This is a genomic window from Sphaerisporangium sp. TRM90804 (genome assembly GCF_029846175.1).
Classification (GTDB): Bacteria; Actinomycetota; Actinomycetes; order Streptosporangiales; family Streptosporangiaceae; genus Sphaerisporangium.
In genome coordinates, this window is the sequence record NZ_JARWAC010000004.1 from 189,325 (window position 1) to 204,896 (window position 15,572).

Here is a 15,572-nt window from a genome sequence, read left to right on the forward strand (position 1 = left end):
GACGGGCCATATGTGAACAGGATGTTAAGCGACCAGGTTGTCGAACTCGCCGTCCTTGACGCCGAGCACGAGCGCCCGGATCTCGTCGCTGGTGTAGATGAGGGCGGGACCGTCCGGGAAACGGGAGTTCCGGACGGCGACGCCTCCGTCGGGGAGCTTGGCGAGCTCGACGCAGTTGCCCTGCGAGTTGCTGTGGACGCTCTTCCGCCACGCCACGCCGGTGAGGCTCGTGGCCGGCATTCCGTTATAGGGCTGAGTCATCTAGATCTCTCTGAGTATGTCGCCGAGTACCTCGGCGGTGCCCCCAGGCGTTGTGCTCTCGATGCAGAGCTGTTCCATGGCGGTGAGGTAGGGGTCGATGTCCTCACGCTTGTCCAGGTAGAGGGCACCCCAGAGCTGCTCGACGTAGACCACGTCCGACAGGTCGGACTCGGGGAAACGCAGGATGGTGAACGCTCCACCCTCGGCCGCGTGCATGCCGAACTGGAACGGCATCACCTGCAGGGTGATGGCGGGCAGGCTCGCGACCGCCATCAGGTGCTGGACCTGCTCGTACATGATCTCCTTGCCCCCGATGGGCCGCCTCAGCGCGGCCTCGTCGATGACGGCCCAGAGTTTGGGCCCGTCGGGGCGGGTGAGACGCTCCTGCCGCTGCATGCGCAGATGCACACGGCGTTCGATCTCCGCCTCGGGGACGTCCGGATAGCCGAGCCTGATGACCGTCCGGGCGTACGCCGCCGTCTGGAGGAGGCCGGGGACGAACTGCACCTCATAGGTGCGGATCACCGACGCGGCCTCTTCGAGCCCGACATACGTGGAGAACCATGCGGGGAGCAGATCGCTGTATTTGTGCCACCACCCGGGAGTGTTCGCCTCGCGGACCATCTCCAGCAGCATGCGCCGGTCGGCGTCGTCGTTGACGCCGTACAGCGTGAGCAGGTCCTCGACGTCACGCGTCTTGAAACCGACCCGGCCGAGCTCCATCCGGCTGATCTTGGACTCCGAGGCTCGGATGTGGAACCCCGCGACGTCGCGGCTGAGCCCACGAGCCTCGCGCAATCTGCGCAGGCTGGCGCCCAGCATGATGCGCCGAACCGTTGAGCCGGACCCGGGCGGATCGATGGACACGTGCATTCCTCCCGTTGTGGACTGGTTCACAGTCTGTCAAAGATCGCGCTTGTGATCCCCTTTCGGCGTTACTCGCATGCCAACCGTAGCGCCTGCACGAGACTGCTGCACGTGCATTCGCTCTTGCACCTGCACAGCAGTGTGCAGCATCATGATCTCGTGCACTCCACGGACCTGACACGTGGGCAGAGCCAGTGGTCGGCCTTCGATTGGTGGCCCCCCGTCGGCTGGTGGCCCCAACCCGCCCGTGACCTCGCGCCGCCCGGCGCGGGCACCTCCAGCGCCACCTTCGTGCTCGCGCCGCGCGCCGAGTCGGTGCACGCGGCGCGTAGCTTCGCCTCGGGCAGCCTCATCGGATGGGGCATGGGCGAGGCCGCCGGCGACATGGAACTGGTGGTGTCCGAGCTCGCCACCAACGCGCTGCGCCACGGCCTGGTGCTCGACCCGAGGAACCTGCGCAGGAGCGGCGCGGAGCCGATCCGCATGTCGATGATCCGCAGGGGCCCGCTCGCCGCCTGCGTCTTCGCCGACCCGGGCTCGGCGGCCCCGGTCATGCGCCACCCCCAGCCGCTCGAACCCGGCGGCATGGGCCTGCACATCGTGGAGTCGCTGAGCGTGCGCTGGGGCTGGAACCCGCTCACGCCCTGCGGCAAGCTCGTCTGGGCCGTCCTGCGCGGCTGAACGACCGAAAATCGGGACCGGCCGGGCCAAGTCGCCGGAGACGTCCGGCGTTGGATGCCATACTCGAACACAACCGACAGCTCCCATCGTCAGCGAAGAACCTCGGAACCTCCACGCCGGAGGCCCTCCCGGGGAGCCAGGCTCCCCCGGCCGCCGGTGCGCCGAGCCCCTTCGCCCGCACCTCGCCCACACCAGGGCTCCGCCCACGCGGATGCCGGTGAACGGGCGAATCGTCCCCGGGGCCAGAAGCACCGGCCCCCAGGGCACCCCGCCCGTACCCGATCCGCGGAGAAAGATGTGATCTCGAGGCTCACGCATCCGGGTCCGATTCCGCAACGCCGATCCCGGCCGGCGGATGCTCTGCATTACGGTGGCCTCTTGGCGACTCCCGCGAGACCTTCGAGAGAGCTGTGATGAACGATCACCTGCTCGCCTGGCTGACGACCCTTGACGAGAACCGGCTCGCGCGCGTCCTGGCGCGCAGGCCCGACGCCCTCGCCGCGCCCTGGCCGCGCCGGCTCGACACGCTCGCCCGGCGCCTGAGCGACACCTTCGCCGTCATGGAGGTCATGCGCGCCCTGCCGCTGCCGCCGTTGGAGATCCTGCAGGCCAGCCTGGTCGCCGGCACCCGCGCCACCCCCGAGGGGCTCGCCCGCTTCCTCGGCGTCACCCAGGCGGAGCTGCTCCCCTGGCTCGACGACCTCTACGACCAGGCCCTCGCCTGGCCGGGGCCCGACGGCCGCGTCCACCTCGCCGAGCCCGTGGCCCGCTGGTGGACCGCCCCCTGCGGGCTCGGGGAGCCGCTCGCCGCCTACCTGGAGTCCTGGACGCTCAACACCGAGGGCCTGCGCCGCATGAGCCGCGCCCTCGGCGTGCCCGCCCAGGGCGGCAGGCGCCAGCTCGTCGCGCGCGTCACGGCGGCGCTCGCCGACCCCGACCGGCTCACCGCCATGCTCGGCGAGGCCCCCGACGGCACGGTCAGCCTGCTCGACGAGTTCGCCTGGGACGGGCCGGTGCGCGGCGTCGACGGCAACCGCTTCGTCGCGCCGGAGACGCCCGAGAAGTGGGCCGCCGACCGGGGCCTGCTGTTCCGCCCCCAGTGGGACATGGCCGAGATGCCGCGCGAGGTGGCCCTCGCGCTGCGCGGCCCCGACTACCACGCGCCGTTCACGCCCGAGCCTCCCCAGCTCGGCACGGTGCCGGTCGCCCCCGAGGCCGTCGACCACGCCATGTGCCTGGCCGCGCCGCACGCCGTCGACCGCGCCGCCGCGCTGCTGGAGAACACCGACAAGACGCCCCTGCCTCTGCTGAAGGCCGGCGGCGTCGGCGTCCGCGAGGTGCGCCGCGTCGCCAAGGAGACCGGCTGCACCGAGGAGGAGACCCGCCTGCTGCTGGAGGTCTGCGCGGTGGCCCGGCTGCTCGCCCTGGACGAGACCGCCGGCGGGCTGATCCCCACCAAGCGGTTCGACGCCTGGCGGCTGGAGGACGCCCCTTCGCGGCTGCGCGCGCTGGTGTCCGCGTGGTGGCGCATGGAGCGCTCGTCGCTGCGCCGCGCCGCCGCCCGCTACCCCACCGTGCTCGGGGACGACCCCGCGGGCGAGACCGTCGCCCGGGTGCGCTGGGCCGTGCTGGCGACCCTGGCCACGCTGCCGCGCGACGCCGCCTTCGCCAGCATGCCCGAACTCGTCCAGGCCGTGCACTGGCGGGCGCCGCTGCTCGACCGGGAGCTGCTGGCCGAGTGCTGCCCGGCCGTGCTCGCCGAGGCGCGCCTGCTGGGGCTGGCCTCCGGCGACACCCTGACCGACCTCGGCCGGGCGCTGGCCTCGCTCGGCGCCTCCGCCGCCGGCGACGAGCAGGACGAGACCGTGCCCGAGGTCGAGCGCGACCCCCGCCTCGTCGAGTGCTCGGTGCACGCCCTCGCCGGCGCCCAGCGCACCGCCCTGTTCGGCGCCGACCTGACGGCCGTGGTCACCGGTCCGCCCGCCGCCGAGCTGTCGAGCCTGCTCGACCGCGCCGCCGACCGCGAGTCGCGCGGGGCCGCCTCGGTGTGGCGGTTCTCCCCGGCGAGCGTGCGGCGCGCGCTGGACGCCGGCCACTCGGCCGAATCACTGCTGGAGGAGCTGTCGGCGGCCGGCACGGTGCCGCAGCCGCTCACGTACCTGATCAGGGACGTCGCCCGCCGCCACGGCGAGGTCACGGTCACCACCGTCGGGTGCATCATCCAGGGCTCCGACCCGGCGCTGCTCGCCGAGATCGCCGCCCACCGCCGTCTCGCCCGGCTCGGCCTGCGCCTGCTGGCCCCCACCGTGCTCGCGGGCGCCGCCCCGGCCGACCGCACCCTGGCCGCGCTCCGCGAGGCCGGGTACGCCCCCGTGCCGGTGGACGACACCGGGGAGATCGCGGTGCGGCGCGAGCCGCAGGGCGGCCGGCTGATCCTGCTCCCGGGCGGCCGCGTCGCCGAGCTGGAGGAGGCTCCGCCCTCCATCTTCGACCCGCCGCCCGACCCGCACGAGCACGCCCGCCGCCTGGTGGAGACCCGCGCAGAGGAGCGCCAGGCCGGGCAGACCTGGGCGGTGATCGGCCGCCTGGCCACCCGCCTGCCCACCGCCCAGCAGTCCCTGCTGGGCTTCGTCGTCGACCGCGGCGTCCGCGCACTGATCACCCTGTCCGACGGCCTGACCGCCACCATCAGCCACGGCGAGCTGCGCCGCGGCGTGCTCGACGCGTGGTGCGAGGAGGCGGGCGACTACCTGGAGTTCCCGCTTGCCGAGATCTCCTCGGTGACCAGCGGGTAGCACCCCGCCCTCAGGGGCGCAGGGTGAGGGTGTGCGTGGTGTCGGCGCGCACGGCCCGCTCGGTCTGGCGCATGGGAGTCCAGCCGCCGCTCGCCCACAGGTCGGCCTGGTCGTCGTAGTCGGGGTGGAAGGCGTGGCCGGATGCCCCGGTGAGGTTGACCCAGCGGGAGCGGTCGGGGTCGGCCAGGTCGGCCACCAGGCGCATGGACGGCACCCAGTCGACCTCGTAGCCCACTGCGGCGTTCCAGCCGGTCGCCTCCACGGTGTCGGAGCCGCCGGAGACGCGCAGCGGGCCGCGGTTGAAGAGCCACTCGACCACGCCGATGCCCGAGGTGCCGAAGGTCTCGTTGGTCAGCTCCAGCGTGTGCAGGTCGCCCCAGCGCCAGTCGGCGGGCGTGTCGCCCAGCTTGGCGCGCAGCTCGCCGGCCGCGCCGGCCATGGCGGCCTTCAGCGCGTCGTCGCGGGTCTCGGCCCTGTCCTTGGTGCGCACGTCGTCCCACCAGGGGTCGGACGGCTTGTCGAGCAGGGCGCGCACCACCTCGTACCAGCGGCCCCCGCCGCCGGGACGGCTGCCGGCGGGCAGCTCGTCGTCGAAGGTGCCGCGCAGCAGGTGGCGCCAGACGGCGTTGAAGTAGGCGGCGCCGGCCGAGTCGCGGTGCTGGGAGAAGTCCCACGCCCGCAGCACGGCGAGGATCTCGCCGCCGTCGTCGCCGGGAACGCCCGCCCGCAGCAGGTGCGGCACCAGCGCCGGCGCGAGCAGGTTGGCCGAGTCCGCCTGGATGTTCGACATGGTGTCGGCCGTGACCTTCCCCGCGGCGACGGCCTGCCCGATGCGCTCGGTGATGCGCTGGGAGCGGTAGCCGTAGGACCAGTCGGAGGTCAGGTAGGGGCCGGAGCCGGCGGGCGTGGCGGCGTTGTTGGCGGTGACGATGAAGCCCTCGGCGGGGTTGTAGACCCGCGGCAGGTCGTCGAAGGGCACGAAGCCGGTCCACTCCTGCTTGCCGGTCCAGCCCTTGGCCGGCCACCGGCCGTCGCCTTCGGACCTGATCGGGATGCGGCCGGGCGCCTGGTAGCCGATGTTGCCGTCGACGTCGGCGTATACCATGTTCTGGGCGGGGGCCTCGAAGAACGACGCCGCCCGCCGGAACTCCTCGAAGTTCGTCGCGGTGTCCAGCAGGAGCAGGGCGTCGGCCGTCCGGCCCGGGTCGAGGGCGGTCCAGCGCAGCGCGATCTCCGTCCGGCGGCTCGCGGGCTCGCCGGCGTCGGCGGCGGCGCCGGGAACCGCGTCGCGCGCGTCGCCGAGCACGCCGGAGACGATCGGCCCGTGGGCGGTCGAGCGGACGACCAGCTTCTCCGGCGCGCGGCCGGCGACCTTGATCTCCTCGGTGCGGACCTCCATGGGCGTCCACTCCTCACCGGCCTGGTAGGTGTCGCCCTCGGTGCGCTCCAGGTACAGGTCGGTGACGTCGGGGCCGAGGTTGGTGAAACCCCAGGCGACGCGGTCGTTGCGGCCGATCACCACCCCGGGCAGCCCGGAGAAGGTGTAGCCCACGACGTCGTAGGGGCAGGCCGCCGACTTCACCCGGCAGTGCAGCCCCGCCTGGTACCAGATCGAGGGGATGCGCGGGCCGAGGTGCGGGTCGTTGGCGAGCAGCGGCTTGCCGGTGGCGGTGTGGGCGCCGCCCACGACCCAGGAGTTGGAGCCGATGCCCGACTGGTCGGCTCCGCCGGTGCCGACCAGGGAGGGCACCGCGCGCAACGCGCGGGCCGCGCCGGCCAGCGCCCGCGCGGCGCCGGGCACGGCCGCCGCCGTCCCGCCCGGCTCCACCGGGGTCGCCCGCGACGCGGCCGGCGGGCCGGCGTCCGCCGGGGAGGCCACGGCGCGGGTGCCGCCCTCCCGCGGGGAGGGGGCGCCGGCGACGATCGGCCGGTGCCGGTCGTAGGGGTAGGACGGGAAGAGCTGGTCGACGCGGTCGCGGGGCAGGACGAAGGCGTAGATGGCACGCTCCAGCTCGCTGTCCATGTTCGACCGCAGATCCCAGGCCATCGCCTTCAGCCACGCCAGCGAGTCGGCGGGCGTCCACGGCTCGGGCGTGTACGCGCCGTTGGTCAGCTTGAGCACGGCGTATTCCAGGCTGCGCTGGGCGAACCCGCTGTTCTGACCCATCCAGGCGTTGACGCCGGCGGCGTAGTCCTGCAGGGCCTGGCGTGTCTGCTCGGAGAGCAGGGGCAGCTCCCGCTCGGCGGTGCGCCGCCAGCCGAGCGTGCGGACGACCTTGTCGACCTCCAGGGTGGAGGGGCCGAACAGCTCCGACAGGCGGCCGGCGGTGGTCTTGCGCCGGAAGTCCATCTCCCAGAACCGGTCCTGGGCGTGCACGTAGCCCTGCGCCATGAACAGGTCGCGCGGGCTGCCGGCGTAGATCTGCGGGATGCCGTACCGGTCGCGCAGCACCGTCACCTCGGCGCTCAGCCCCGGCAGCGGCAGCTCCCCGTCAAGCCGGGGGAACGACCTGCGCACCGTCCAGGTGACGGTGCCCGCCAGCAGGACGGCCAGCGCGAGCAGGACGGCGAGGACACGCGCTCCCCAGCGGAGCGGGCGGGGCAGGCGGGCGAAGGGGGCGATCCTCAACTGCTGTGCCTTTCATTGCGCACCGCCGGGCGGGTCGGCGGCGGGGGTCGTGCCGGAGTGCGGCCCGAGGGAGGGCATGGTATCCAGGTGGCGTTCGAGGGCGTCGAGGTGGCGGGTCCACATGCGCCGGTAGGGCTCCAGCCACGCGTGCACCTCGGCCAGCGGCTCGGGGCGCAGCTCGTAGACGTGCCGCTGGGCGTCGGTGCGCATGCGCACCAGCCCCGCCTCCCGCAGGACCCGCAGGTGCTTGGAGGTGCCCGGCTGGGTGAGGCCCAGCTCCGTAACCAGCTCGCCGACCGCCCTGGGCCGCTCCAGCAACAGGTCGAGGATGCGGCGGCGGTGCGGTTCCGCGAGCACGGCGAAGGCGGTGGCCATGGCCCGTATCGTAACCGCGCCCATGTGGCGCGGCGGGGGACGGCCGGGGCGCAGGTGCGCCGGTCAGGCGTCCGACTTGCGGGCGACCCCGCCGGCCAGCCAGATCTTCTCCGGCCGGTGGACGTTGAGCGGGTTCTCCGGCCGCCACTGGCGGATGTAGACCAGCCCCGGCTCGACCAGGTCCATGCCGTCGAAGAAGCCGCGGACCTGCGAGAGCGTGCGGTCGGCCTTCTCGGGGCGGTTCAGCACCCGCCGGTAGACGTCGCCGATCGGCCCGGCCACCTCGGGGCGGGAGTCGAAGACCGCGTGCACGATGACCAGGTGACTGCCCGGTCCCATCCAGTCGCGCAGCTCGGCCACGCGCTTGAACGGATCGTCCTCGTCGGGCAGGTACTGCAGGGCGCTCGTGATCAGGACGGCGACCGGCCGCTCGCGGTCGATCAGCCGCCGCACCACCGGGTCGGCCACCAGCTCCACCGGGTGCATGATGTCGCCGTCGACGACGCCGATGCGCTCGTCCGTGGCGAGCAGGGCGCGGGAGTGCGACAGCACCACCGGGTCCCTGGCCGCGTACACGACGCGGGCGTCGGGGGTCAGCGCGTGGGCGATCTGGTGGGTGTTGCGCTTGTTCGGGATGCCCGACCCGATGTTGACGAACTGCGTGACACCCTCGCCGACGAGGTACTTCACCACCCGGGCCTGGAACTCCAGCGCTTCTCTGGCCATGATCCGGATCTCCGGGGCGATGGCGAGGATCTCCTCGGCGGCCGCCCGGTCGGCGGCGAAGTTGTCCTTGCCGCCGAGGAAGTAGTCGTGGACGCGCGCGATGTTGGGCACGGTGGTGTCCAGACTCGCACCCGTCCGACGGACGTCGTCGCTCACGCTCTCACTCCTCAGCCCCGCTGAGACTAAGGGGGTCGCGAGCGCCTTGATATGGCAACTTCTCTCAAAACCCCCCGTGTTCTCCTAAAACCAACGGAGAACCTCAACATAGGACATGCTACGGGTGAAGAGGGTTTCTGACACTCCACCGATGGATGGAGATGGTTTTCCTCTGCGCCCGGGCACCGTCATTCCGACAAAGGGGTCAGTTCCACCCCGCTGAAACGCGCCTCGAACCCGCCGCCGAGCGGCGCCGCGCTCATGACGCCGGTCAGTGCGGGCACGCCGGGCGGGAAGTAGGCCAGCCGCAGCATGGTGACGGGCTCGGCCCCGTTGAGCCCGTACCGCACGATCACGGTGTCCCCCTTCCGCTCCAGTTCGAGGGCGACCGCGCCGACCGGCCCGGCCGCCGGGGTCATCGACCAGTCGGAGAAGTCCCGGGTGACGACCGTGCTGAGGTTGATCCCGCCGTCGACGTACTCCACGCCCGCCTTGATCCAGTTCTCGCCGTCGATCCACAGGACGACGCCCGCCTGGTCGTACTGCTCGGCGTAGTCGGCCTCGACGGTGACCCTCAGGCGCAGGTCGTCCGCGGTCACCTCGCCGAACATGTGGGCGCTGTCGTGGGTGAAGCCGTAGTGCGTGACCCGCCACAGATCGGTGCCGGTGTCCGCCGTGATCCGCAGGTCGTCGCCGACCGCCCACTTGGCCGGCTCGTTCTCCCAGCGCCACCGGCCGACGTCCACCGTCATCGCGTTCTCCTTCTCGGCTGTAGCGAACCTGCCGCGACCCTACCGGCTCGCTATATGGGAGCGCTCTCACGCAGCGCGGCACGGCACGGCCACCCTGGTTCACTAAGCTGCGGGGTGTGACCGACCCGAAGTTCGAGATCCAGATGCTCCACGACCGCGTCATGGTCAAGGTCCAGCAGGACTCCGAGGAGCGCCGCAGCTCCGCCGGCATCGTGATCCCCGCGACCGTCACCATGGCCAACCGGCTCGTCTGGGGCGAGGTGTGCGGGGTCGGAGCGAACGCCCGGCTGGTCAAGGTGGGCGACCGGGTGCTGTTCAACTCCGACGACCAGTACGAGGTGGAGGTGCACGGCCAGGTCTACCTCGTCATGCGCGAGCGCGACCTGCACGCCGTGGCCACGCCGCAGACCGAGCAGGGCACCGGCCTGTACCTGTGAGGACCCGCCCCGGCCGGCCCGCTCGGGCTACGGGCGGGTGAGGAAGTTCCGGCCGAACTCCACGAGGTCGATGCCGAGGCTCAGCTTGAGCATGAACCACACCAGCACGGCGGCGAACGCGAGCGTCACGGCGCTCACCAGGATGCGCACCGCCCAGTTCTGACGCAGCAGCCAGCCGGTCCAGCTCGACAGCGTCTTCTTGCCGAACTCCAGCACGCGGTGCGCCCACGCGAACTCGGTGGCCAGCAGGGCCAGGCCCGCGAAGACGATCAGCCAGCCGGGGCCGGGCAGCGGCACCAGCAGCAGCCCGCCGATGACGAGGGCGGCGCCCACCACGCCGATGACGATCTTCAGCGTGAGGCGGCCGGTGCGGGTCGCCCGCACGCCGTCCAGCCAGCCTTTGACTCCCCCGTGGCGGGGAGGGCCTGCCAATGCCTCGTCCTGCCGCTCACCGGTCACGGCCACCCACATACCCCCAGAACCGACAGTGTCACCGTCCACAATAGTTGGCGCTCGGCCATGTCCGCCTCGTCCTTCAGGTGGAGGACGGGTCCCCCGCGGGTCTGGCCGCGGTCCCCGGTACGCCACCCGGGCGGCGCGCGCCCGGCTCCCGCGAGCCGGGCGCGCGCCGCCCGCCGATCAACCGGCCGTGCAGGTCACCGGGGACGGGACGCCGTTGGTCCCGGCCCAGGCGCCGTTGAAGCCGAACGACGTCGAGGCGCCCGCGGCCAGGTTGCCGTTGTATCCGGCGTTGCGCGCGGTGACGCCCGCGCCCGCCTGGGTGACGGTGGCGCTCCACGCCTGGCCGACGGTCTGGCCGTCGGCGAACGCCCACCGGACGGTCCAGCCGGTGATCGCGGTCGTGCGGGTGTTGCGCACCGTGACCTCTCCCTGGAAGCCGCCCTGCCAGGAGTGGGCGATCCGGTAGGTGGCCGTGCAGCCGTCACCGCCCCCGCCGGTCGTGGTGGTGAACGTCACCGGCCCGGACGCCGCGGAGGAGTTGCCGGCCGCGTCCCGGGCGATCACGTAGAACGTGTGGGCGGTGCCGGCGGACAGGCCGGTGAGCGCGAACGAGGCGCCGGTCGCCGTGCCCACCCTGACGTCGGTGGCGCCGGCCTCGCGGTACACGTCGTAGCCGGTGACGCCGACGGCGTCGGACGAGGCCGTCCACGTCAGCGTCGCGCCCGTCGCGGTGATCGCCGACGCGACCGGGGTGCCGGGCCGCGAGGGGGCGGTGACGTCCGGCGTGCCCGGGTCGGGGTCCGCTCCGGTGCGGTCGCCGTAGATGATCCCCCGGCCGTTCGTGCCGAGGTAGACCCGGCCGTAGATCCGCGGGTCGCCGGTGAGCGCCTCGCCGATGTTGCCGTACTGGTGCCGGTCGTCGTTGATCCGCACCCAGCTCGCCCCGGCGTCGTCGGAGCGGAAGACGCCGCGCACGGCGTCGATCTCGGCGACGGTGTAGAGCGCCGGGTAGGTCCTGCCCGGCGCGGCCTTGCCGAAGCCGATGTTGTCGGCCTCGGCGACGCCCGCCAGCCGGGTGAAGGAGGCGCCGGAGTTCGTCGAGTGCCACAGCCCGTAGACGCCTCCGGCGGTGCCGCCGGCCAGCCAGACGTCGCCCGCCACGCCGGGCAGCGCCTTGAACCTGCCGCTGGACGGCAGGCCGGTGGCGGCGGTCCTGGCGAAGGTGGCCCCGCCGTCGGTGCTGACGTAGAAGGCGCCGGCCGAGAACGCGTAGAACTTGTTCTTGTCGACCCGGTCGGCCTCGACGACCGCGTTGGCCGGGACGCCGGAGGCCGCCGTCCAGCTCGTGCCGAACCCTACGGAGTAGACCACTGGCTGCCCGGCGTCGCCCGGCGCCCAGACGAACCGGGTGCCGTCGGCGTTGGCGGCCACGGTGCCGCCGTTGTTGACGCCGCCCGGCTCGGTGCCCTGGAACCAGTTGGCGCCCCCGTCGGTGGAGAACGCCACGTGGCTGTCGCCGGGCCGGTCGGCGTCGGTGAAGTTGCCCGACCTGACCATCACACGCGGGTTGGCCTCGGCGTAGTCGAGGCTGGTCGTGGTGGTGAAGACGGGCGAGGTGAACAGCATCGACGGGACCTTGGCGAGGTCGTCGTGGCGGAAGCCCCCGACATCGCCGAGGCCGCTGACCAGCGGCGGCCCGGACGGCGGGCTGATCAGGTCCAGGACGGCGGTCTCCTCAAGCCCCGCGGCCATCGGCCTGATCGTGAACTGCCCGCCGGTGTCCCACGCGGTGAGGTCGGTGGTGCCGTACACGGTGGCGCCGGTGCCGTACATCATGCGGTCGGAGTCGAACGGGTCGATCTCCAGCGACTCGGTCATCCAGCCGAGCTTGGGCGAGGTCTCCGGCGGGGCCGGGTTGACGCCGAAGGTCAGCCACGGGGCGGCGGTGATGTCCATCTTGTAGCGGAACGAGCGGTTGGGGTAGCTGGTGAAGTCCCACACCCGCGTCCAGGTCGCCCCGGAGTCGGTGCTGCGGAAGAAGATGACGTCCGGCCACCAGGAGATCTGGGTGGCGACCATCAGCGTGCCGGGCCGCTGCCGGTCGACGGTCAGGCCGCTGTAGCCGAAGTAGTCGTCGGCGCTGCTGGAGGGGACCGGGCTGATCTGCGTCCAGGCGCCGGTCGCGGTGGCGTACCGCCACACGTCGCCCTTGGAGCCCTCGTACGGGCCGCCGGTGTCGCTGGTGGCGATGTAGAGGTAGCCGTTGGCGGTGTCCAGCACGCCCTTGTGCGCGATGTACCCGGTGGGCTGGCCGGCGACCCGCGCCCAGGTGGCGCCGCCGTCGGTGCTGCGGTAGACGGTGTTGGCCTTGTCGGCGACGCCCACGTAGATGGTCCGCGTCGTGGTGCCCGCGCTGCCGGTGCGCTTGTCGAACGTCACCCACACCACCCCCTGGTTGTCGCCCAGGTAGGCGTCGCCGGGGCTCTGCACGTACGTCCCCGGGTTGGGGAAGGAGGTGACCTTCGACCAGGTCACGCCCGAGTCGGTGCTGCGCCACAGGCCGTTGCCGCTCGGCGCGCCCAGGTACAGGACGCTGTTTCGGTTTGGGTCGACGGCCAGGCGCTCGCCCATGCCGCGGCCCGGCATGTTGCCGCCGAGCTTGAACGGCAGCCGGCTGGCCTGCCAGGTCGCGCCCTTGTCGCCGGAGCGCAGGACGGCGCCGTTGTTCGGGTCCCAGGAGTTGGTGTACATGCCGGCGGCGACGTAGACCCTGTCCGGGTCGACCGAGTCGGTGGCGAGGCTGACCACGCCGTTCCACCCCCAGTCGTCGAACCCGACCCAGTCGAGCAGCGGCGTCCAGGTGCGCGAGCTCTGGTTCCAGCGGTAGGCGCCGCCGATGTCGGTGCGCGCGTAGATCAGGTCCTTCTCGGTCTGGTTGAAGACGATGCCGGGCACGAATCCGCCGCCGCCGATCTGCGCGTTCTTGAACGTGTACGGGTCGGAGGGCACGGCCGCGGCCCGGTGGGGTTTCGCCGTGGCCGCCACGGGCGGCGCCTCGACGCCCGACGCGAGACACGCGGCCAGGGCGATCGCGAGCATGCTGAGAAGCTTCCTGCGCATGAACGGTCCCTTCGTGGAACGGACGACCGCCATGCACGATCAAGGGGGGACCCTGACCGTCTACTCCGAGCGTGCATGGTGAAGACGAGGCTCCTGACAGCCTCGGCCGCAGGGTCACACAGCCCCGGCGGGCCCGTCAACATCTCCCGTGAACCGCGTGTGGCGAAGAGCGCACAGCGGACAGGACACACCAGGTGAGACCTGGAAAAATCCGGGTAGCGGCGGTTCCGTGCCTCCACTCCTCACGGTCGCGGCGCCGGACCTCCGCCTCGACGTCAACCTGCTCGACTACGCCGTCCTGGCACTGTATTTCGTGACCGTCCTGGGCATCGGCCTGGCCGCGCGCCGGGCCGTGAAGACGAGCCTGGACTTCTTCCTGTCCGGACGGTCCCTGCCCGCGTGGATCACCGGCCTGGCGTTCCTGTCGGCCAACCTGGGCGCGACCGAGATCCTCGGCATGGCGGCCAACGGCGCGCAGTACGGTATCGCGACCGTGCACTACTACTGGATCGGCGCCGTCCCCGCGATGGTGTTCCTCGGCATCGTGATGATGCCGTTCTACTACCGGTCCAAGGTGCACAGCGTCCCGGACTTCCTGCGCCGTCGGTTCAACGGCCAGACCCAGCTGCTGAACGCGATCACCTTCGCCATGGCGCAGGTGCTCATCGCCGGGATCAACCTGTACGCGCTGTCGCTGGTGATGGGCGCGCTCCTGGGCTGGCCGCTGCTGCTGTCGATCGTCGTCTCGGCCGCCATCGTGCTGGCGTACGTCGTGCTCGGCGGCCTGTCCTCGGCGATCTACAACGAGGTGATGCAGTTCTTCGTCATCCTCGCCGGCCTGATCCCGGTGACGGTGCTCGGCCTGATGAAGGTCGGCGGGTGGTCGGGCCTCACCGAGAGGGTGAAGCAGTCGGCGCTCGGCGACCCCGGCCTGCACACCTGGGCGAACACCGGCTCCGCCGACGCCAACCCGCTCGGCGCGCACTGGATCGGCATCGTGCTCGGCCTCGGCTTCGTGCTCTCGTTCGGGTACTGGACGACGAACTTCGCCGAGGTGCAGCGCGGCCTGTCCGCGCGCAACACCAACGCGGCGCGGCTCACGCCGATCGTCGCCGCCTACCCCAAGCTGTTCATCCCGGTCGTCACCGTGATCCCCGGCCTGGTGGCGCTCGTGCTGTTCAGCGACCTCGGCAAGCCGGACGGCCCGCAGTACAACTACGCGATCCCGCTGCTGATGGGCGACCTGCTGCCCAACGGCGTGCTCGGCATCGCCGTCACGGGCCTGCTGGCGTCGTTCATGGCCGGCATGGCCGCCAACATCAGCGGCTTCAACACCGTCTTCACCTACGACATCTGGAAGTCGCACGTGAAGAAGGACAGGCCCGACGGCTACTACCTGAACCTGGGGCGCTGGGCGACCGTCGGCGGCGTGGTGCTCGGCATCGGCACGGCGCTGATCGCGGCGGGGTTCAGCAACATCATGAACTACCTGCAGGCGCTGTTCTCCTTCTTCAACGCGCCGTTGTTCGCGACCTTCATCGTCGGCCTGTTCTGGCGCCGCATGACCGCGTGGGCCGGCTTCTGGGGACTGCTGTCCGGCACCGTGGTGGCGTTCGCGTCCTACATCGGGTTCAAGGCGGGGCTGATCGACTTCGGCACCGAGCTGAACGCCACCTTCTGGGGCGCGGGCCTGGCGTTCGGCGTGGACGTCGTGGTGTCCGTCGTGGTCACGCTGTTCACCACGCCCAAGCCCGAGAGCGAGCTGCGCGGCCTGGTGTACGGGCTCAGCGACGCCTCGCTGGCCGACGACGCGCTGTCGGGGGACAAGGCCTGGTACCGCTCCCCCGTGGTGCTCGGAATCGGCGCGCTGGCGCTGGCCGGCCTGCTGTACCTGCCGTTCCTGTGACGGGCGCCCACCCGCTCCCCCTCGTGATCGGAGATCACCGTGACCGACGAGACCGGCCGCAAGCGCGCGGCCCGGCTGTTCGACATCCGCCGCATCATCGGCGGCCTGTTCGTGCTTTACGGCCTGATCCTGACGGTCGCCGGCCTGCTGGACGGCGACGCGGCGATCGCCAAGGCCGAAGGCGTCCGCATCAACCTGTGGATGGGCGTGGCCATGATCGCCGTCGGCGGCGTGTTCCTCCTCTGGGAGCGGCTGCGCCCGCTGGAGGTCACCCCCGCGAGCCCGGACGAGCCCGGCCCCGACTCCCCCGGCGACCCGTCGTGAACCGGCGTCCCGTCAAACTGTAACTTTCAGCCCGCGGAGGGCCGATCCGCAGGTCACGCCGGTGGCGGGCCGGTCGTGCTT

Annotated in this window: 13 protein-coding genes; 5 read left to right on the top strand and 8 right to left on the bottom strand. The window is 72.0% G+C overall.

The genetic code is table 11. The annotated features are described in order from the left end of the window. Positions 1 to 24 precede the first annotated feature (24 nt). Together PYR91_RS04585 and PYR91_RS04590 are read right to left on the bottom strand one after the other, a co-directional pair. Positions 25 to 261 (bottom strand): DUF397 domain-containing protein, encoded by a 237-nt coding sequence (locus tag PYR91_RS04585; protein WP_279777659.1) that lies wholly within the window; start codon positions 259 to 261, stop codon positions 25 to 27. After that, positions 262 to 1,134 carry a helix-turn-helix transcriptional regulator gene (locus tag PYR91_RS04590; RefSeq protein WP_279777660.1) on the bottom strand — a complete coding sequence of 291 codons (873 nt, stop codon included), beginning with the start codon at positions 1,132 to 1,134 and terminating at the stop codon, positions 262 to 264. Positions 1,135 to 1,287: 153 nt separating this feature from the next. Between PYR91_RS04590 and PYR91_RS04595 the strand changes: the two genes are divergently transcribed. Next, positions 1,288 to 1,809 carry an ATP-binding protein gene (locus PYR91_RS04595; protein ID WP_279777661.1) on the top strand — a complete coding sequence of 174 codons (522 nt, stop codon included), beginning with the start codon at positions 1,288 to 1,290 and terminating at the stop codon, positions 1,807 to 1,809. A gap of 413 nt (positions 1,810 to 2,222) precedes the next feature. Then, complete coding sequence (locus PYR91_RS04600; RefSeq protein WP_279777662.1) at positions 2,223 to 4,604, top strand: helicase-associated domain-containing protein; 2,382 nt, start codon at positions 2,223 to 2,225, stop codon at positions 4,602 to 4,604. A 10-nt stretch (positions 4,605 to 4,614) separates the two neighbouring features. Here the strand turns inward: PYR91_RS04600 and PYR91_RS04605 are convergent, their stop codons facing one another. The 4 genes from PYR91_RS04605 to PYR91_RS04620 all read right to left on the bottom strand — a co-directional run bounded on the left by PYR91_RS04605 (position 4,615) and on the right by PYR91_RS04620 (position 9,242). Then, entirely contained in the window at positions 4,615 to 7,233 is a 2,619-nt protein-coding gene (locus PYR91_RS04605) for a penicillin acylase family protein (protein WP_279777663.1), read from the bottom strand. Positions 7,234 to 7,245: 12 nt separating this feature from the next. Next, on the bottom strand, positions 7,246 to 7,608 hold the full coding sequence (locus tag PYR91_RS04610; protein WP_279777664.1) for a metalloregulator ArsR/SmtB family transcription factor: 363 nt from the start codon (positions 7,606 to 7,608) through the stop codon (positions 7,246 to 7,248). Between the two features lie 63 nt (positions 7,609 to 7,671). Next, on the bottom strand, positions 7,672 to 8,490 hold the full coding sequence (locus tag PYR91_RS04615) for an SAM-dependent methyltransferase (RefSeq protein ID WP_279777665.1): 819 nt from the start codon (positions 8,488 to 8,490) through the stop codon (positions 7,672 to 7,674). 188 nt (positions 8,491 to 8,678) lie between these two features. Continuing rightward, complete coding sequence (locus PYR91_RS04620) at positions 8,679 to 9,242, bottom strand: DUF1349 domain-containing protein (protein WP_279777666.1); 564 nt, start codon at positions 9,240 to 9,242, stop codon at positions 8,679 to 8,681. 116 nt (positions 9,243 to 9,358) lie between these two features. Here PYR91_RS04620 and PYR91_RS04625 point away from each other — a divergent pair, with 116 nt between their 5' ends. Next, positions 9,359 to 9,679 carry a co-chaperone GroES gene (locus tag PYR91_RS04625; RefSeq protein ID WP_279777667.1) on the top strand — a complete coding sequence of 107 codons (321 nt, stop codon included), beginning with the start codon at positions 9,359 to 9,361 and terminating at the stop codon, positions 9,677 to 9,679. Positions 9,680 to 9,706: 27 nt separating this feature from the next. On the opposite strand, the gene PYR91_RS04630 is transcribed toward PYR91_RS04625, so the two are convergent. Beyond that, on the bottom strand, positions 9,707 to 10,144 hold the full coding sequence (locus PYR91_RS04630; protein ID WP_279777668.1) for a TIGR02611 family protein: 438 nt from the start codon (positions 10,142 to 10,144) through the stop codon (positions 9,707 to 9,709). Positions 10,145 to 10,318: 174 nt separating this feature from the next. Beyond that, complete coding sequence (locus PYR91_RS04635; RefSeq protein ID WP_279777669.1) at positions 10,319 to 13,261, bottom strand: cellulose binding domain-containing protein; 2,943 nt, start codon at positions 13,259 to 13,261, stop codon at positions 10,319 to 10,321. A gap of 229 nt (positions 13,262 to 13,490) precedes the next feature. Here PYR91_RS04635 and PYR91_RS04640 point away from each other — a divergent pair, with 229 nt between their 5' ends. Then, positions 13,491 to 15,167 (top strand): sodium:solute symporter family protein, encoded by a 1,677-nt coding sequence (locus PYR91_RS04640; protein WP_279777670.1) that lies wholly within the window; start codon positions 13,491 to 13,493, stop codon positions 15,165 to 15,167. A 39-nt stretch (positions 15,168 to 15,206) separates the two neighbouring features. Beyond that, entirely contained in the window at positions 15,207 to 15,491 is a 285-nt protein-coding gene (locus tag PYR91_RS04645) for a hypothetical protein (RefSeq protein ID WP_279777671.1), read from the top strand. Positions 15,492 to 15,572 lie beyond the last annotated feature (81 nt).